The sequence below is a fragment of the Streptomyces sp. NPDC037389 genome, from assembly GCF_040636475.1.
In the GTDB taxonomy this organism is placed as follows: domain Bacteria; phylum Actinomycetota; class Actinomycetes; order Streptomycetales; family Streptomycetaceae; genus Streptomyces; species Streptomyces hesseae.
In genome coordinates this window covers 443647-462255 of sequence record NZ_JBEZUS010000004.1, presented here as the reverse complement: position 1 = coordinate 462255, position 18609 = coordinate 443647, and the positions used below count along the sequence as shown (strand labels likewise).

Sequence of the window (18609 nt, the reverse complement as noted above, 5' to 3'; positions counted from 1 at the left end):
GATCAACAAGGAGTCTCCACAGTGAAACTGACGACGTCTCAACTTGCTGCTATTGACACGATCCAGCGGAACTTGCTCATCGTCGCGTGCGCTGGTTCGGGCAAGACTGAGGTGATCTCACGTCGGGTTGTCGAGCTACTGAAGCAGCCCGGTGTACACCCTCGCAACGTCGTGGCCTTCACCTTCACAGACAAGGCCGCCGGCGAGCTGAAGGAGCGGATCAACGCGCGGGTCCGGGAAGAACTCGGTGAGGTCCACGGGCTTGCCGAGCTCTTCGTCGGCACGATGCACGGGTACGCGCTGGACCTGCTCCACTCCCACGCTCCGGAAGCGTTCAAGTTCACGGTGCTCAGCGATGTACAGGCCCGCGTCCTCATCGACCGGAACAGTCGCAACAGCGGGCTCACGGACACGTTCGTCCGAGTAACGGGCAAGCCGCCCCGCGAGCTGAAGCGCTACACGGAATCGCGGCTCTACCAGCAGGTTCTCAGCCTTCTGCGCGAGGACGACGTCGACGAGAGCCAGCTGTTCGACGACACCCGCGAAGGGCTGGCCAGCTACCGGAGCCTGCTCGGGCGGCACCACTACTTCGACTACAGCGAGATCCTGCGGCAGGCCGCCGATCTCCTCGATCCCTCAGCCAGCGATGGTCCGGTGGGGCAGGATCCGGTTATCAGCCTTCGCAATCACGTGCGCGACACCGTCCGCTACGTCGTGGTAGATGAGTATCAGGACACCAATCCCGTTCAGGAGCAGCTGATCCGCGGCCTGATCCAGTTCGGCGCGAACCTCTGCGTGGTCGGGGACGACGACCAGACGATCTACCAGTGGCGCGGCAGCGCCGTGGCCAACATCCTGACCTTCGCCGACCGGTATGAGGACGTCGAGACGGTCACGCTCAACGACAACTACCGCTCCAGCCGGGCCATCGTGGACCTCGGCCGGACAATTGCCGAAGGGATCCCAAGCACGGAGCGCCTCCAGAAGAGCATGGTCGCTTCCGGGCACCAGGAGTACGAGCGCGGTGATCTCCTTGCCCTGAAGTTCTCCTCGCCGTCCGACGAGGCTGCGTGGATCTGCGACCGGATGCAGTGGATGCGGGGATTGCCCTTCACCGACCGGCCCGGTGGCGAAGCGCGTGGTCTGGACTGGTCGGACTTCGCCGTCCTCTACCGGAGCGTCTCCGGGGACGCAGGCCCGCTGGTAGCGGAGCTGAGGCGGCGCGACATCCCTTACGTCATCAAGGGCCTCAGCCGGCTCTTCGAAACCCCGGAGATCAAGGCGGCGAAGTCCTGCTTCTCCTACGTTGTCGGGGAGGTGAAGCAGGACGAGGTCGTGACCGCCTGGCTTGACGCCCGGCTCGGATTCACTCCGGACGACATCCAGCGCGGCATCACCGTGCTGGACGAGGCGCGCACATGGACGCCGGACATGCCGTGGGACTCCTTCACGATCCAGGGTGTATACCTCCGCTTCCTGGAGGAGCTCGGGCTGCGGGAGGAAGGCGTCAGCGAGACCGTGGGCCCCGAGCGCGGAGAGCTGGTCTTCTACAACCTCGGCAGGTTCAGCACGGCCATCGGCGACTACGAGCGCATCCACTTCCTCAGCAGTCCGCCCGACCGATTCGCGACATTCGCGAAGTGGCTGGAGTACCAGGCCGCCGACTACTACGAGGAGAGCGACGCGGACGCCGGGTACGCCCGGCCCAACGCCGTCACGATCGCCACGGTCCACCAGTCGAAGGGGATGGAGTGGCCGGCCGTCTTCGTCCCCTGCCTGAGGAGCAACCGCTTCCCAGGCAAGCGGCAGGGAGGGCTGAACGTCTTCCACGTGATTCCCGAGACGGCCGTCAAGGGCGCCGCAAGGTACCGGGGCACGGAGGAGGACGAGCGTCGTCTGTTCTACGTGGCGATCACGCGCGCGCAGAAGTACCTCGCCATGACGTTCTCGCCCACTGAGAAAAGGCTGTACAAGAAGGAGTCGCGCTTCTTCGCCGAGGTGACGCGGAACACCTACGTCCTGACCAAGGAGTCGGCCCGGCCGCAGGAGGGCGGCATCGGTCGGCTGCGGCCAAGTTCGAGGAACAAGACGCCCGATGTGGTCCTCAGCTTCAGCGAACTCAAGTACCTCTTCGAGTGTCCATACCAGTTCAAGTTGCGCTTCCTGTACGGCTTCGATTCGCCGCTGCAGAAGGAATTGGGCTACGGCAAGTCGCTGCACGACGTCATGGCCGAAGTGCACAAGCGAGCCGTCAAGGGCGACATTGTGACTGGTGCAGAGGTGGAGGATCTCGTTGACCGGCATCTTCACGCCCCGTTTGCGCCAGCCCCACTCAAGGATCAGCTTCGCACCGCGGCAGTTCGGGCAGTTGGCCGGTATCTGCGGGACAACGGAGCCCGGCTTGAGCTGACGGAGCACTCCGAGCAGCCCATCGAGGTGCACGTCACGTCCGGCGTCACGGTGAAGGGCCGGATCGACTTGATCCGAAGGCTGGACACGGGCGAGGTGTCTATCGTCGACTTCAAGTCGACCGAGCGGGCGCAGGCAGAAGACGTCACGAGGGATCAGCTTCACATCTATGTGGTCGGCTACGAGGAGCTGAGCGGGACACGCGCAGACCTTGTGGAAGTGCTCAACCTTGACGAGGGGAGCGGAAGCAAGAGGGAGGAGGTCAGCGACGACCTGCTGTCGCACATCACTGGGAAGGTGGCGGCAGCCGGCAATGCCCTCCGGATCAATAACCTACCCCGCAAGTCCACGTGGTGCGACACGTGCAGCACGTGCGATTTCACTGCTGTATGCCGCGACCGCCCGGGCCAATAGGGCGTAGGTTCGGCACGGCACAGGGCGTGCCCGATCTATGCCCGGATGCTGAACGAGGGGGTAGTTGCCGCCTCACCGTCTACACCCTGGTCATCCGGGTGGATCGAGAGTGATCACGTGTGGGACCACCTCGGCTGCTGGGAGCCAGCGGGGAGCCGGTCTGCTCCCCGAGGCCCTTTGAGACTCCCCCAGACCGTCTGAGACCAAGGCGCTGACCAGGGGAAACGTCGTTCGTGCTGGTGGGGATCTTGGGTGGACCTCATTCGGGACGAAGAGGTCGTGGGTTCAAATCCCGCCACCCCGACAGGTGAATAACCAGCTCAGGCCCGGTCTTCTCGCAGAGAAGACCGGGCCTGAGTCGTTTGCTGGAGCACGCTCGGCAGCGCGCCGAGGGCCCCACCCGGCAGGTGATGCGTGACACATCGCCTGCCGGGTGGGCGGCGGCGCTTTCCGGCGGGTGGTCTCGGCGTCAGCCGGGGAAGCCCGGTACGACCAGGCCGGACTCGTAGGCGATCACCACGGCGTGGGTCCGGTTCTGCGCGCCGAGTTTGGTCAGTACGTTGCCGACGTGGGTCTTCACGGTCTCCAGGCTCACCGTGAGCGAGTCCGCTATCTCCGGGTTGGACAGGCCGGTGGCCATCAGCCGCAGCACTTCTTCCTCCCGGCCCGTCAGTGCCGCCTTCGGCAGCGCTTCGGCGGAGGCCAGAGGGCGGGTGGCGACCATGCGGCGGAGGGCTGTCGGGAAGAGGATCGCCTCTCCCGCGGCCACCACGCGCACTGCCTCCGCGATCTGCCGGACCGGAAGGCGCTTGAGCAGGAAGCCGCTGGCCCCCGCGCCGAGCGCGGCGGTGACGTAGTCGTCGGTCTCGAAGGTGGTGATCACCACGACCTTGGGCGGTTCGGCCGGCTCGGCCAGCAGTTGCCGGGTGGCTTCGATGCCGTTGCGGCGTGGCATCCGCACATCCATCAGGACCACGTCCGGTCGCAGCCGCCGCGCCTGCTCGACCGCCTCGACGCCGTCGGCGGCCTCCCCCACCACCGCGATCCCCGGCTGTGCGGCGAGCAGCGTGCGCAGGCCGCTGCGGGTCACCTCGTCGTCGTCCGCGATCAGGAGTGTGATGGGGGTGCTCGCGTCGGGGCTGGTCGTGACGGCGGCGCTCGCGTCGGAGCCGATCATGCCGACAACCGTACTGGCAGCCGGACCGCCAGCCGCCAGTGCTCCGGACCGTCCGGGCCGACCTCGATCTCACCGTGCAGCAGCCGCACGCGCTCGGTCAGCCCGGGCAGGCCGTGCCCGGACGTCGGGAAGGCGCGCGAGGCCGTCCTCGCCCCCGTCCGGTTGACCACGCCGAGCTCCAGTCCGTCCGAAGCGGCCGCCACCCGGACCTTGATCGGGCCGCCCGTTCCGTGCCGCAGCGCGTTCGTCAGCCCCTCCTGGAGGATCCGGTACGCCGCCCGGGAGAGCGTTCCCTGCACCTGCGCCAACTCGCCCGACAGCTCCGGCTCCACCTCCCCGCCCGCGTGCCGCAGCCGGTCGAGCAGTTCGGGCAGGTCGGCCAGGGTGCGGGTCGGTGCTGTGCCCGCCGTTTCCTCGCGCAGTGCGCCCAGGACGTAGTCCAGGTCCTCCAGCGCGGCCCGGGTCGACTCCTCGATGCTGCGCATAGCGGCCCGCGCCGCCGCCGGGTCGGCGGAGAGCACCTCGCCCGCCACTGCCGCCTGGATCGTTGCCGCCGTCAGCGTGTGGCCGATCGAGTCGTGCAACTCGTGGGCGAGCCGGTTGCGTTCGGCCAGTGCCGTCTCACGCTCGGCCGCCAGCGCGAGGCGCTCGGCCGAGGACGGGCCCAGCAGCCTCGGCGCCAGCCATCGCAGGGTTCCCGTCAGCACCGCGCATCCGGCCATCCCCAGGAGCACGAAGCCGAGCGCGACCGCCCGGCTCGCCCAGCCGCCGTCCGCCCGAGCCGTCCAGCCGAACAGGGAGATTCCCGCTTCGGCCTGGAGGCCACCCACCGGGACGAGCAGGATGGTCAGGCCCGCAAGGATCAGCGAACCGCAGACCAGCGCCGCCGTCCACCCCAGTGCCACGTGCAGCAGCAGCCAGACCGGAGTCCGCCAGCGGTCGGCGCCGGTCCGCACGGTGGGGGCCGGCCCGCTGTCGGGTGAGCTCGCGGGGCGGCATACGGCCACGAGGTCAGGCAACGGCACCTTCAGCAGCCGCCGGGCGCATGCGATCAGCAGCCGGCGCGTGGGGCGGGCCAGTCCGATCAGGCCGATCAGCACCGCCCAGACCAGCACGGTCAGCACGGCCCGCACCACGTAGGAAGCGGACGGCCATGCCAGCGCCGGCAGTGCCGCGAACGGCAACAGCGGAAGGCTCGCCAACGCGCCGCAAAAGCCGAAGAGCGCGCCCGAATACGTGTTGCCGCGCAATAGTGACCGAATTCTCCTGATCATGATCGGCCAGTATGCCCGGGTGGTTTGCCGGCGACCTCCCTCGATCGGGGGAGCATCTTTTCCCGCCTTCCCGCGATGCGCATCCAATGCCTCGCGAGCCAGGATCGACCTGACCAGTTGACGGGAGGAGGGCTGATGACCGCTCAGTGCGTCTGCCCGCGCCTGCACCTGCGCCTGCACCTCATCGGAAACTGGCCGGCTGGCCACTCTCCTCGGTAAGGACGAGCATCATCGTGCGAAACAGACGAATAGTGGGTCGAATAGCGCCCCTCCTTGCTGTCGGCATCGCGGCGGCTTCCTTTTCGGCGCTGGCGCCCGTGACGGCATTTGGCGCGTCGGAAGGCGCTGCCGGCAAGGATCCTCTGCGGTCGTTTACACAGCAGAAGCTCCAGTGGAAGCACTGCGACGCGAACGACCCCGCCGCATTTCAGTGCGCGACGCTCAAGGTGCCGCTGGACTACGGCGATCCCGGCGGCAAGACGATCGACATCGCGATCTCGCGACTCAAGGCGAGCAGCTCGAAGGAACGTCACGGAGTTCTACTGCTCAACCCCGGCGGCCCCGGCGCTCCTGGTCTGCGTCTGCCTCTCGACCCGCTGATGAAGTTCCCCGGGGAAGTGAAACGGCAGTACGACCTCATCGGCTTCGACCTGAGGGGCGCCGGGCAGAGCTCTCCCGTCAGCTGCGGTCTGACGGCGGACGAGCAGAGCGACAACCCGTACAAGCCCGAGACCTTCGCGAAGGACGTGGACCGGGCTCGTACGATCGCCGAGAAGTGCCAGGCCAAGGCCGGTGACAAGCTGCCGCACCTCACCACCCGCAACGCCGCTCGCGACATGGATGTCATCCGTGCCGCGCTGGGCGAGAAGAGGATTTCTTACCTGGGAGTCTCCTACGGCACCTACCTCGGCGCCGTCTACACGCAGATGTTCCCCCAGCGGGCCGACCGGTTCGTACTGGACAGCTCGGCCGACCCCACGCGGGTCTACCGGGGAATGTTCCAGGACATGGCGAAGGGCGCCGAGCAGGCTTTCACGCGTTGGAGCGAGTGGGCCGCCGCGCGACACACGACGTACGGGCTGGGCAAAACCCCGGCCGAGGTCCGCAAGACCTACTGGGACCTGATCGCGGAGGCGAACCGCAAGCCCATCCAATTCGGGGGGCGGGCCCTCACCGGTGACACCATCCGGGCCGACAACGGCACGTTCTTCCACGTCCGGAAAGCCGCCGAATTGGTCGTCGGGCTGAAGAACGCGGCCGAGGGTCAGGATCCAAACCCGTCCGGCACGACCGGTCAGGCTGAGGAGCCTGACGACAACTACGCCTCCGTCGCCTGGTCCTTCATGTGCGCCGACACCCGAACCTGGTCGCGTGACCCGGAGCAGTACCGCCGCGAGGCGATCCGCGACAAGGCCCGGTATCCGCTGTACGGCGACTTCGCGGCCAACATCGCGCCGTGCGCTTTCTGGAAGCAGCGCAGTGAGCCGCAGACCAAGATAGACAACAAGGTCGGTGCGCTGATGACGCAGAACGAGTGGGATTCCCAGACGCCCCTCTTCGCTGCCCAGACCATGCACCGCGCCCTGCGCGGCTCCCGGATGCTCACCGTCGCCGGCGGGGAGGGCCACGGCGTCCTCTACGCGTCCGGCAGCAACTCCTGTGCGGACAAGGCCGCCACGGCGTACCTGACCACGGGCAAGCTCCCGGCCGAGGACCTGACCTGCCAGGCGTGACTCTCAACTCAAACGAGTGAGCGAGTTATCCACAATCGCCCCGTCGTCCACAGGCTCGGCCGCTCCCCGCCGCGTTGTCGGCCCGGCAGCGCAGAATGGGGGGCATGACTGAGAGCAACGGGTCCCTGCGAGGCGGCGCGGCCGAGATGCCCACCGCCTCCATCGCCGCCATGCCGGACTGGGAGAAGCGCTTCCGAGCTCCGCGCACGGGGCTGCCGAGGTGGGCTGAGGACGCCCCGGACAGGTCGCTGTTCACCTCCAGCGCCACGGGGACCTTCGAGCTGTACGCCTGGGACCGGTCCACGGGAACGCAGCGCCAGGTCACGGACCGGCCCAACGGGACGACGGGCGGAGTGCTGTCCCCGGACGGGGAGTGGATCTGGTGGTTCTCCGACACCGACGGCGACGAGTTCGGTGCCTGGGTCCGCCAGCCGTTCCACGGCGGGCCCGACGAGCCCGCCGCGCCGGGCCTGGAGCCCTCGTACCCGGACGGGCTGGCGCTCGGCCGGGACGGCACAGCCGTCATCGGCCGTTCCACGGACAAGGCGGGCTCGTCCGTCCACGTCATAAGGCCCGGCCGCGAGGCCGTGGAGATCTACCGGCACCAGCAGTCCGCGGGCGTCGGCGATCTGTCCCACGACGGCACGCTCATCGCCATCGAGCACACCGAGCACGGTGACGCCATGCACTCCGCCGTCCGCGTCGTGCGGGCCGACGGTACGACCGTCGGCGAGCTCGACGACACCCGAGGCGGCACCGAGGAGCTGGGCCTGTCCGTGATGGGCTTCGCGCCCGTCGACGGGGATTCGCGGCTGCTCGTCGGCCACCAGCGGCGCGGCCGCTGGGAGCCCATGCTGTGGGACGCGGTCACGGGCGAGGAGACCCCGCTCACCATCGACCTGCCGGGCGACCTGGACGCCGCCTGGTACCCCGACGGCTCCGCGCTGCTCGTCGTCCACGGCTACCAGGCGCGCAGCGAGCTGTTGCGGTACGACCTGGGCAGCGGCGAGCTGACGCGTCTCGACACCCCTCCGGGCACGGTGTCCGGGGCGCTGCCGCGCCCGGACGGGACGGTCGAGTTCCTGTGGTCCTCGGCCGCCAAGCCGCCGGTCGTGCGGTCCACGGCCGGGCATGTCGTGCTGGAGCCGCCGACGGCGGCGCACGGCGTCACCCACGCCCCGGACTCGGTGGCGGTCACCGACGCATGGGTGGAGGGGCCGGGCGGCACGATCCACGCGCTGGTGCAGCGGCCCGCGGGCGAGGGCCCGTTCCCGACGGTCTTCGACATCCACGGCGGCCCCACCTGGCACGACAGCGACGCCTTCGCGGCCGCGCCCGCCGCCTGGGTGGACCACGGTTTCGCGGTCGTCCGCGTCAACTACCGGGGTTCCACGGGATACGGGCGGGCCTGGACGGACGCCCTCAAGCACCGCGTCGGGCTGATAGAGCTGGAGGACATCGCCGCCGTCCGCGAGTGGGCCGTGGCCTCGGGGCTCGCCGACCCCGAGCGGCTGGTGCTGGCCGGCGGGTCCTGGGGCGGCTATCTGACGCTGCTGGGCCTGGGCACCCAGCCCGGATCCTGGGCGCTGGGCCTGGCCGCGGTACCGGTCGCGGACTATGTGACGGCCTACCACGACGAGATGGAGGCGCTGAAGGCCCTGGACCGCACCCTGCTCGGCGGTACGCCCGAGGAGGTGCCGGAGCGCTACGCCGCGTCGTCACCGCTGACGTACGTCGACGAGGTGCGCGCCCCGGTCTACATCTCGGCCGGGACGAACGATCCCCGTTGCCCGATACGTCAGGTGGAGAACTACGTCGAGCGGCTGAAGCTGCGCGGCCACCCGCACGAGGTCTACCGCTACGACGCGGGGCACGGCTCGCTGGTGACGGAGGAGCGGATCAAGCAGCTTCGGCTGGAGATCGCTTTTGCGGAGCGTCATCTGGGCCGTCCGGCTTCTGATCGTCCGGGTTCTGACCATCCGGAGTCGGACCGCCCAGCTTCGGACCGCCCGGCTTCGGACCGTTCGGCTTCGGACCGTTCGGGTCCTCGGGGGTGATGCCCAGCGCCAGGTCGCGGGCGGCCTCGGCCTCGCGGCGGAGGAGCCGGAACCACATGAAGGCGACGAAGCCGGCGAAGACGAACCACTCACCGGTGTAGCCGAGGTTCTGGAAGGCCTTGAGGTCCAGGCCGCTGTTCGGGGGGGCGGCCGGGGGCACGGCGGTCAGGGGGGCGGGCGCCTCGCGCAGGGTGATCCACGCGTCGTACACCCCGTACGGCACCAGGTTCACCAGCGAGGCGGCGCTGATCACGCCGACCTGGCCCTGGGGCAGCCCTCCGGAGGAATGGACGCCCTTGGACGTCGGGCTCTCGGAGGACTGGAGCGCACCGGTCACGGTGACCTCGCCGGACGGCGGGGCGGGCACCTTGGCGGCATCGGCGGACGCGCCGGCGTCGCCGGGCAGCCAGCCCCGAACGACCGGCAGGGCCTTCCCGGCGTCGGTGCGCAGCAGGGTCAGGACGTAGAAGCCCTTGCGCTCGTCGAGGTCCCGGTCGGGGACGAGCAACTGGTGCCCGGCGTCGTAACGGCCGGTGGCGGTGGCCTGGCGTCCGGAGGTCTCGGTGCTCACGGGCAGCAGTTCACCCAGGGGCGCGGAGGCCGCCGCCCTGGCGTCGTCGGCCTGGGTCTGCTGCTCGTGGTGCGAGTCGACACGCGTCTCGAAGCGGCTGAGCTGCCAGCTGCCCATGAACAGGCACACGGGGATGGCCAGCACGGCGAAGACGTTGATCCCCCACCAGCGGGGAGTCAGCAGGAACCGATACACACCACCACGGTACGGGCACCGCCCCGGCACCGATCCGCCGGGGCCGCGCCATCCCCTGCCGGGGGCGCGGGGAGGGGGTGGGGAGAGTCCCTTGTCCAGCGGGTCCACTCGGCCGGGTCCGGCCGGGCCTGCGCCGGACTCAGTCGGCCGTTGGGCCCGCCCCGGACGATGTGGGCGTCCTGCCCGTCGTCCTCTCAGACCCGCTCCGGGGGGGGAAGATCTCGAAGTTCGCCCGCTCCCCGCTCATGTCAGCCGGTGGCAGCACAGGCACGCGGCCAGTCCAGCGGCGGCATCGGCCTTCGGGCCGACAGTAGGCGGGCAGGCCTTCAGCAGGCGTGGCAGACGTTATCCCGTCTCCTGGCCCGTTTCCCCCCAGGGGGACCCATGAGGAGTGCTTCAGGCGGACGGTGGGGGCGGTGCCGCCAGGGGGCCTGTGCGGTAGACCGTGCCTGCGCAGGCGTCGGGGAGGGTGGCGTCGGCGGCTTTGGGTTCGCCTACGTCGGGGGTGTGGCTGAGGACGACCGTGGCGGGGGGCTTGGACCGGTCCGGGTCCTGGGGCTGGACCTTCTCCTCCGTCTTCGTCGCGCCGGGGGCCGCGGTGGTGGTGGACTGCGGGCTGGCCGTGGGGGCCGTCGGGCGGGCGCAGCCGTTGGGGCCGCCGTCGGCCGCGGGGACCCATGCGAACTTGATCTCGTAGGCCTGTCCCGGCTGGAGGATCACCTGGCTGGGCTGGACCGAGGGGTCGGGCAGCGCCGGCGCGGCGTCGCCCGACGTGTGGTCGACGACGGTGACCCGTGTGCTGTCCGCGCTGCCCTGGGCGTGTGCGGCGACGGCGCCGGAGCCGGCCACGGAGCAGACGGTGCCGGAGACGTTGACCACGCGGAACGCGCCGTAGATCTTGCCGTCCTTGTCGGCGGCGCCGACGGTGCTGGTGCCCTTGCCGAGCTGGTCGCGGTCGCAGGTGGGCGAGGCGGCGATGAGGGTGGGCCCCCCGGTGGCGGGGGCGGTGCCGGCGATGGAGCCGGCCGGGCCGGTGGCACTGCCGTCGTCCTTCTTCCGCTCCTCCTCCCGCTTCTTCTCCTCGTCCTTCTTCCGCTCTTCCGGGAGGGCGCTGCCGTGGCTCCGCTCCGGCTCGCTCTCGTCGCCGTCGGCGCCGTGCTGTCCGCCCGTGAGCTCATGGGTGCGCTGGCGGCTGCTGGCCGCGTTGGCGGCGCGGTCGTCCGCGGTGCCGGCGGTCGTGGCGACGTGGATGAGGGCGGGCAGTGCCGTCGCGCCGAGGATCACCGCCGCGGCGGCGCCGACGACGGCCTGCCGGCGCCGGGTGCGCCGGGCGGGCACGGCACGGCGCAGGTGCTCCAGCGCGTCGGGTGAGGGCTCCAGGTCACCGACGGCGCCGTGCAGCAGACGGCTCAGCGCCTGCTCGTCCAGCGAGTCGAGGGAGCCGCGTGAGTCGAGGGAGCCGCGTGAGTCCAGCGAGTGGAGGGAGTCCAGCGAGTGGAGGGAGTCCAGCGAGCCGAGTGGGCCGGTCTCCGGGGGCCGGTTCGCGTCGGCGGAGTGGTTCACGCCGTTCACGCCGGCGCCGTTCGTTTCGTCTGTCATGTCGTGCGCGCGCGGGCCGGAGGATTCCGGCTTATCACGCCCTTCCGGGGAGTGCGGGAAGTGCTGGTGGCTCATACCGGTGCCTCCATGGCGATCCGGAGTGCCGCGATGCCGCGCGAGCCGTACGCCTTGACCGAGCCCAGGGAGAGCCCGAGGGTCTCGGCGACCTGGGCCTCGGTCATGTCGGCGAAGTAGCGCAGGACGAGTACCTCGCGCTGGCGGCGCTGAAGTCCTCGCATCGCTTTGATCAATTGGTCCCGCTCCAGTTGTTCGTACGCGCCCTCCTCCGCGCTCGCCATGTCGGGCATCGGCTTGGACAGCAGCTTCAGCCCGAGAATGCGGCGCCGGAGCGCGGAACGGGAAAGATTGACGACAGTCTGCCGCAGGTAGGCGAGGGTCTTCTCCGGGTCGCGGACGCGATTGCGCGCCGAGTGCACCCGGATGAAGGCTTCCTGCACCACGTCCTCGCAGGAGGCGGTGTCGTCGAGGAGCAGGGCGGCGAGGCCGAGCAGCGACCGGTAGTGGGCGCGGTAGGTCTCGGTGAGATGGTCGACTGTGGTGCCCTCAGCCATCGCCTCGTCAGCGTCCCCCGGCCGCGGGGACGGCTGTGGGGACGGCTGTGAGGACGTCTGCGGGGCGAGCGCCGAGGAAATCGGCGTGATCGGTGCGAGCTGCGCGACCGGGGCGGACTGCGCGGACGTCGCTGAGGGCTGTGCGGGGACCTGCGGCGGAAGCTGCCCGGGGCGGGCGGCCGACCAGGGAGCGATCACCGGCATACCGCCCGGTGCGCCGGAACGCGGACGCACCGAAGCGCTGCCGCGCCTCGGTACCGTTGCGATGCTGATGACCTCTGCCACGCCTGTTGGACACGCTTCCCCCCGTCAGGGTTGTACGCGCCAGGCATCGCGATCGACGAAGCGCCATGGGGCGCGCCGGATGACGCGCCGCATGAAGAAGCGCCATATGCCCTCATGCGTACCAGCTCTTCCTCAATGCCCCGGCCTGTCCCCCGTGCCTCGGCACCGTCGCTAAGGACGGCGACAAAGACGTTCCCCGCCCAGGGCGCGGTTGCGGCGGGCGGGGAGCGCATCGTCGAACAGATCGTTCGCCCAGTTCAAGAGGTCTGGACCAACGAGTTGATCACAGGACCTTCACACATTCCCCAGCCCGTCCGCCAAGTATTACGGAGCAGTAAGCTCGGCCGCCACGCATTCCGCGATCTGCGCCATGTTCAGGGCCGAGCCCTTGCGCAGATTGTCCGCGCACACGAAGAACTCGAGCGCCCTGGGATCGTCCAGCGACCGCCGTACCCTCCCGACCCACGCCGGATCCGTGCCGACCGCGTCCGCCGGAGTGGGGTACTCCCCTTCGGCGGGGTCATCGCACAGCACCACGCCCGGAGCGTTGGCCAGCACCTCGTGCGCCCGCTCCACGGTCACCTCGTTCTCGAAGCGCGCGTGGACGCTCAGCGAGTGGGTCGTGATCACGGGGACCCGTACGCAGGTCGCGCTCACCCGCAGCCCCTGCAGCCCCAGGATCTTGCGGCTCTGGTCGCGTATCGCCAGCTCGGCGGAGGACCAGCCGGCACGGTCCTCGCCGTCCGGGGCATCCCCCGTCGGTGCGTACGAACCCGCCCACGGCACCACGTTCAGCGCCACCGGCGCCGGGAACGGGCCCGTGCCGTCCCCCACCGCGCGCCGCAGGTCACCGGGGTGCGTCCCCAGCTCCGTACCGGCCACGGCCGTGAGCTGCGCCCGGAGCGCGTCCACCCCGGCCCGGCCCGCGCCGGAGGCCGCCTCATAGGTGGAGACGATCAGCTCGCTCAGCCCGAACGCGGAGTGCAGCGCGCCCACCGCGACGATCATCGTCAGCGTGGCGCAGCCGGGATTGGCGATGATCCCGCGCGGCCGCACCCGGGCGGCGTGCGCGTTCACCTCGGGTACCACCAGCGGTACGTCCGGGTCCATCCGGAAAGCGGCGGAGTTGTCCACGACGACCGCGCCCTTGGACACCGCGATCGGCGCCCAGCGCGCCGAGACCTCGTCGGGGACGTCGAACATCGCGACGGCGACGTCCTCGAACGCCTCCTCGCTCAGCGCGACGACCTCGGTCTCCTCGCCCCGGACGATCAGCTTCCGGCCGGCCGAACGCGGGGACGCGATCAGCCGGATCTCGCCCCAGATGTCCGCGTGCCGCGAAAGGATCTCCAGCATCACCCCGCCGACGGCGCCCGTGGCGCCGACGACCGCGAGCGTGGGCCGCCCGGCCCGGCCGGCCCCGGCACCGCCCATGGCGGCACCGGGAGCGGCGGCGGCCGTCATCGGCCGGTGCCTCCGTAGACGACGGCCTCGTCGGTCTCGCTGTCCAGGCCGAACGCGGTGTGCACGGCGCGCACGGCGTCCTGCACATCGTCGGCGCGCGTGACGACCGAGATGCGGATCTCCGACGTCGAGATCAGCTCGATGTTCACCCCGGCGTTGGACAGGGCCTCGAAGAACGTCGCCGTGACCCCCGGGTTCGTCTTCATCCCCGCGCCGACCAGCGAGATCTTCGCGATCTGGTCGTCGTAGCGCAGCGAGTCGAAGCCCACGCCGGGCTTCGTCTTCTCCAGCGCCGCGATCGCCTTGCGGCCCTCGGTCTTCGGGAGGGTGAAGGAGATGTCGGTCAGACCCGTCGTCGCGGCGGAGACGTTCTGCACGACCATGTCGATGTTGATGTCGGCGTCCGCGATCGCGCGGAAGATCGTCGCGGCCTCGCCCGGCTTGTCCGGCACCCCGACGACCGTGACCTTCGCCTCGGAGGTGTCGTGTGCGACGCCCGAGATGATCGCCTGCTCCATCGGCTGGTCCCCTTGCGGTTCGTTGCTGACCCAGGTGCCGGGCAGCCCCGAGAAGGACGACCGGACGTGGATCGGGATGTTGTAACGACGTGCGTACTCGACGCAGCGGTGCAGCAGCACCTTGGAGCCGGAGCTCGCCAGCTCCAGCATGTCCTCGAACGAGATCCAGTCGATCTTGCGGGCCTTCTTCACCACCCGCGGGTCGGCGGTGAACACACCGTCGACGTCCGTGTAGATCTCGCACACCTCGGCGTCCAGCGCGGCCGCCAGCGCGACGGCCGTCGTGTCGCTGCCGCCACGGCCCAGGGTGGTGATGTCCTTCTTGTCCGCGGACACACCCTGGAAGCCGGCCACGATCGCGATGTTGCCCGCGTCGACGGACTGCTGGATCCGGCCCGGCGTGACATCGATGATGCGCGCTTTGTTGTGGGCCCCGTCCGTGATCACACCGGCCTGGCTGCCCGTGAAGGACTGCGCCTCATGGCCGAGGTTTTTGATCGCCATCGCCAGCAGCGCCATGGAGATGCGCTCTCCAGCGGTCAGCAGCATGTCGAACTCCCGCCCGGCGGGCATCGGCGACACCTGCCCGGCGAGATCGATCAACTCGTCCGTCGTGTCGCCCATCGCGGAAACCACGACGACCACCTGGTGGCCGTTCTTCTTGGCTTCCACGATTCGCTTGGCGACCCGCTTGATGCCTTCGGCATCGGCAACGGATGAGCCTCCGTACTTCTGCACGACAAGGCCCACGTGCGCTCCTCGCAGCTATTCGTAATGCGGTCGGGTCCGAGTCTAACGAGAGGTCGGAATCGGCCACGGGGGTCCCACATGGTGAGATTTTCGGCCGTGGGGCGTCAGTCCGCGAATTCCTTCAGCTCTTCGGTCTCCAGCGTGATGCCGACGGGGGCGGGGATCTCGACGCGGGCGCCGAACGAACGCGTGACGATGCTGCGGTACTCGCCCTTCTCCGGCTCCGTGTGCACGGTGACCACGCACCGCTCGCGGTCGACGAGGAGGTACACGGGAATGTCCGTGGCCGCGTAGCCGTCGCGCTTCTCCACGCGGTCACGACGGTCGGTATCGGAGTCGTGTGAGGTGACCTCGACCGTCATCAGCACGCCCTCAGGGTCGGCCCACTCCCCCTGGCCGGCGAAGCGCCTGCGGGGCGCGAGGGAACCATCCGGGCGAGCCCGGCCCTCCCGGTAGCCCTCCACCTTCAGCCCCCGCTCGGGGTAGAGGCGAAGCTCCGGGCGCTGTTGCATGCATTGCTCCAGCAGCCACATGACGATCTCGTCGTGGTCACCGTCCGGCACCGGCTTGACCTTTACCTTTCCGTTGATGAACTCAAGCCGGACGGTCTCCGGCGCGGTACGAGCGAGCTCTTCGAAGTCCTCGACGGGCATCTGGGGCCGGGGGGTCATACCGGTGCTACGGGTCATGGCGTCGCCTCCTCCTTCCCATGGTGCCCTCACCAAGGGCGGCGCGGTCATACGCCGCCCCTACGGGCGATGCCGGCAGCGGCGCGGAGGACGTCGACGTGGCGTCGGACCTTCTCGGGCGAGGGACCGTTCCAGAACGCCTCCGCGTCTGCCTCATCGGGGAGGTTGCTGCCCGCGAACGCATCCGGGACGTCCGGGAGCCGCTCGCACTCCAGGCATGCCCCCTCCCCCAGGGCAGTGCGGATGTCCGCCATGCCACAGCAGACGCACACGCTGATGCCTGAATCCACGTATTCGGAACTCGGCGCGGAGCGGTCGTCGTAGGCCCGTACGAACCGCAGGGGCACAGTCGGCATTTTCGTCTCCAGTCGGTAGCGAACGAGTACGGCCGCGTGGTGGACCACCGATGGCAGGCCGGCCGTCAACGCCGTCGTCATCTGCTCGGGGGTCGTGTCGAGCGCCAGCCACTTCGCGGCGAGGGGTTCGAGGGCCGCGCAGTCGTCAGCGGAAAGCGTCAGTCTGGGGTCGACGCGACCGAGAGAAGCGAGGGCGCGGTACGCGCGGGAGCGACGGGGTTCTTCCGGCACCCGCTCGGGCTCGGGCTCCGGTTCCGGCGCGCGCGCCGGTTCCGGTTCGGGTTGCTCCACGGACGGTACGTCGCCGCGCAGCAGCCGCTCCCACCACGCCTTGGGGCGCGCGGTACGTGAGAAGAACGTACGCGTCACCCGGCGCACCCCGGTCTTCGTCACCTTGGGCAGGGGACGCATGAACACGTGTCCGACCTCGCGCAGGTACCGCAGCGCCGAGCGGCAGGCCTGCTGGCCGTAGTCCGGCAGGGCCTTGGCGAGAGTCTTCGCGTCCATCGCCGCCCCTTCGGGCAGCCGGTCGATGAACGCGGCGATCGACGCCTCGCGCCTGGGCAGATGTGCGAAGTCCTTCGCCGTGCGCGGCGCCTCGTCGGGCGCAACGCGCTTCCCGTAGCCCGGATTGGCCATCGGGTGTGCGGGAGTTGGCAGGACGGCACTAGAGTTGGCAACAGCCATGGATCGAATCCTTGGGTTTTATTCGATCTAGCAGGTCAGGCCCCGGATCGGTGTTCCAGCACCGGCCGGGGTCGTCTGTTGTTGCACGCTAGAGCGTCCGCACTCCGCGTCGCAAGCGGATCACGTCAAGTCACCACACTTGTGGTATGGGCGACTTGGGAGGGTGGGTGGGAGATATCCCCCACCACCCATTCCTCTAAAGCAGAGCTCGGGTCTCGGAGCTCGGAGCTCGGGTCTCAAACCCGGGCGACAAAACCCGTGAATGCCGCCCATGCGGCGGGGGTCACGTCGAGTCTCGGAGCTCGGAGCTCAAGCTTCGAGTCCCGGACGTGGATGGTGTCGGGGCAGGTTGCCACCTCGACGCAGGCGCCTCCATCGTCGCCGCTGTAGCTGGACTTCCGCCAGGCGAAGGCGACTTCGACGCACGCTTCGCCGCCTTCCTCGCTGTAGCTGGACTTGAACCAGTCCAGACCGTCATGACCCGATATTCGGGGCTCGATATTCACAGCTCTCCCAGCATCTTCTCCATCAAACTCACCGAGTCCTCGGGGGTGAGCGCCTGCGATCGCAGCATGGCATAGCGGATGTTCAGGTCAGACACGTCCTTGGTCTCGGAGAGCATCACGCTTCCCTTCTGCCCTTCGAAGTACACGAGTCGCTGCCGGTCCCCGGTCTCCAATACGTACATGGGCCCGGCGAGCCCGGCATGGGTTTCCCTCTTGGTCGGCATGACCTGGATGTCGACGTTGTGGAGCTTGGTGAGGTCAAGCAGGTGACGCAGCTGGCCTCGCATGACCTCCCTGCCGCCGATCCACCGTTCCAGAATGACCTGTTCGAGGACCGCACTGATCGTCGCAGACGGCGTACGGGTCAGCAGTCGCTGACGTTCCATGCGGGCGGCGGATCGCTGCTCGATCTCCTCGTCGTCGAGCACTGGCCGTCCACTGCGGAACACGGCCATCGCGTATTCCTCGGTCTGGAACAACCCGGGAATCACATGGTTCTGGTAGATCCCCAGCGTCGCGCACTCTGCCTCGTAGCTCGCATACGCCTCGAACCAGTCCGGGAACTTGTTCTGCACGACGTGCTTCGCCGCCTCCCGCAGCAGCCCTCCCCCATCGCACAGCTCCTCCGCCGCGTCGATGAGCTTGATCGACGGCTGGCGCCGTCCCTGCTCCACCGAGCAGATCATGTCCACCGAGTACTTCGCCGCTTCGGCGAGTTGTTCCCTGCTCACACCCGCGCGCCTGCGTACCGCTTGCAGCACCGCGCCGAACATCCGCATCGTCGCTGACTTGGACCGCGCTTGCCTGCCGTCCGACATGCTTCTCCTCCCGGCCTTCCCCGACAGCCGCGTACTGAACCCGGGGGTCGACCCCCAGTCACTGGCCAGGCTAGGCACGATCACCCATCGTGTTCGGCGTGAAAGACGAAACTCACCTGCCAACCTCAACAATTGCCTTCCGTCCAGAGTGGATTCCGCTGTCAGGACACCATCTCTGGCACTGCGGCGTGCACTTCGACGCGGTGCGTGCCCAGGGCGTGCTCGGGGAACAGTTCGCCCTTCAGCTCATCGAACGCGCCGCGCCCGATCCGGGGCCGGTGGTGTGCGAGGCGAAGGGGTTCCGCTGGACGTACTTCCTGCTGCCGCCGGGCACGGCGAGGCAGTACCCGTGGCCCGTGGGCGTCCAGTGGTTCAGTGGAAAGCGCACCGTCGCGTACATCGGCGTGCCCGCGCTGACGGGCAACACATGGCCGTTGCTCTGGTACTCGCGGCCGACGCGGGCAGCCCCCTTCGTGGACCCGAAGACGCTGCACAACGTCATGGATCCGGCCGGGCCGATTCCGCGCTTGTGAGG

At 69.2% G+C, this 18609-nt stretch carries 14 protein-coding genes and 1 pseudogene; 4 read left to right on the top strand and 11 right to left on the bottom strand.

Translation table 11 applies throughout. The features are described 5' to 3' along the window. The first annotated feature begins 21 nt into the window (after nucleotides 1-21). Nucleotides 22-2823, top strand: coding sequence for an ATP-dependent DNA helicase (locus tag AB0E98_RS11770; protein WP_361701373.1), 2802 nt, complete (start codon nucleotides 22-24; stop codon nucleotides 2821-2823). 469 nt (nucleotides 2824-3292) lie between these two features. Here the strand turns inward: AB0E98_RS11770 and AB0E98_RS11765 are convergent, their stop codons facing one another. Beyond that, nucleotides 3293-4000 (bottom strand): response regulator transcription factor, encoded by a 708-nt coding sequence (locus tag AB0E98_RS11765; RefSeq protein ID WP_361701371.1) that lies wholly within the window; start codon nucleotides 3998-4000, stop codon nucleotides 3293-3295. Next, nucleotides 3997-5274, bottom strand: a complete 1278-nt coding sequence (locus AB0E98_RS11760; RefSeq protein ID WP_361701369.1) for a histidine kinase — start codon at nucleotides 5272-5274, stop codon at nucleotides 3997-3999. Before AB0E98_RS11760 ends, AB0E98_RS11765 begins: the two co-directional genes overlap by 4 nt. Nucleotides 5275-5591: 317 nt before the next feature. On the opposite strand from AB0E98_RS11760, the gene AB0E98_RS11755 reads away from it, so the two are divergent. Both AB0E98_RS11755 and AB0E98_RS11750 read left to right on the top strand, forming a co-directional pair. After that, on the top strand, nucleotides 5592-7007 hold the full coding sequence (locus tag AB0E98_RS11755; RefSeq protein ID WP_361701367.1) for an alpha/beta hydrolase: 1416 nt from the start codon (nucleotides 5592-5594) through the stop codon (nucleotides 7005-7007). A 170-nt stretch (nucleotides 7008-7177) separates the two neighbouring features. After that, nucleotides 7178-9064, top strand: coding sequence for a prolyl oligopeptidase family serine peptidase (locus AB0E98_RS11750; protein ID WP_361701535.1), 1887 nt, complete (start codon nucleotides 7178-7180; stop codon nucleotides 9062-9064). Here the strand turns inward: AB0E98_RS11750 and AB0E98_RS11745 are convergent. The 9 genes and pseudogenes from AB0E98_RS11745 to AB0E98_RS11705 all read right to left on the bottom strand — a co-directional run. Next, nucleotides 9051-9830, bottom strand: a pseudogene (locus tag AB0E98_RS11745) (SURF1 family protein); the annotation flags it as partial. The gene AB0E98_RS11750 and the pseudogene AB0E98_RS11745 overlap by 14 nt on opposite strands. Nucleotides 9831-10226: 396 nt before the next feature. Beyond that, entirely contained in the window at nucleotides 10227-11429 is a 1203-nt protein-coding gene (locus AB0E98_RS11740; RefSeq protein WP_361701365.1) for a hypothetical protein, read from the bottom strand. 71 nt (nucleotides 11430-11500) lie between these two features. After that, on the bottom strand, nucleotides 11501-12091 hold the full coding sequence (locus AB0E98_RS11735) for a SigE family RNA polymerase sigma factor (protein ID WP_311615307.1): 591 nt from the start codon (nucleotides 12089-12091) through the stop codon (nucleotides 11501-11503). Between the two features lie 519 nt (nucleotides 12092-12610). Continuing rightward, on the bottom strand, nucleotides 12611-13750 hold the full coding sequence (locus tag AB0E98_RS11730) for an aspartate-semialdehyde dehydrogenase (RefSeq protein ID WP_361701363.1): 1140 nt from the start codon (nucleotides 13748-13750) through the stop codon (nucleotides 12611-12613). Further along, a complete protein-coding gene (locus tag AB0E98_RS11725; protein WP_361701361.1) occupies nucleotides 13747-15018 on the bottom strand; it encodes an aspartate kinase in 1272 nt (423 codons plus the stop codon). The genes AB0E98_RS11730 and AB0E98_RS11725 overlap by 4 nt, the downstream gene beginning before the upstream one ends. A 104-nt stretch (nucleotides 15019-15122) precedes the next feature. Further along, nucleotides 15123-15689: a Uma2 family endonuclease gene (locus AB0E98_RS11720; RefSeq protein WP_361701534.1), complete on the bottom strand. Its 567-nt coding sequence runs from the start codon at nucleotides 15687-15689 to the stop codon at nucleotides 15123-15125. Nucleotides 15690-15754: 65 nt separating this feature from the next. After that, nucleotides 15755-16750, bottom strand: a complete 996-nt coding sequence (locus AB0E98_RS11715) for a hypothetical protein (protein WP_361701359.1) — start codon at nucleotides 16748-16750, stop codon at nucleotides 15755-15757. A gap of 236 nt (nucleotides 16751-16986) precedes the next feature. Beyond that, nucleotides 16987-17256, bottom strand: coding sequence for a DUF397 domain-containing protein (locus tag AB0E98_RS11710; RefSeq protein WP_361701357.1), 270 nt, complete (start codon nucleotides 17254-17256; stop codon nucleotides 16987-16989). Further along, nucleotides 17253-18074: a helix-turn-helix transcriptional regulator gene (locus tag AB0E98_RS11705; protein ID WP_361701355.1), complete on the bottom strand. Its 822-nt coding sequence runs from the start codon at nucleotides 18072-18074 to the stop codon at nucleotides 17253-17255. The genes AB0E98_RS11710 and AB0E98_RS11705 overlap by 4 nt, the downstream gene beginning before the upstream one ends. Before the next feature lie 89 nt (nucleotides 18075-18163). Between AB0E98_RS11705 and AB0E98_RS11700 the strand changes: the two genes are divergently transcribed. Beyond that, entirely contained in the window at nucleotides 18164-18607 is a 444-nt protein-coding gene (locus AB0E98_RS11700) for a hypothetical protein (RefSeq protein ID WP_361701353.1), read from the top strand. The last annotated feature ends 2 nt before the right edge of the window (nucleotides 18608-18609 follow it).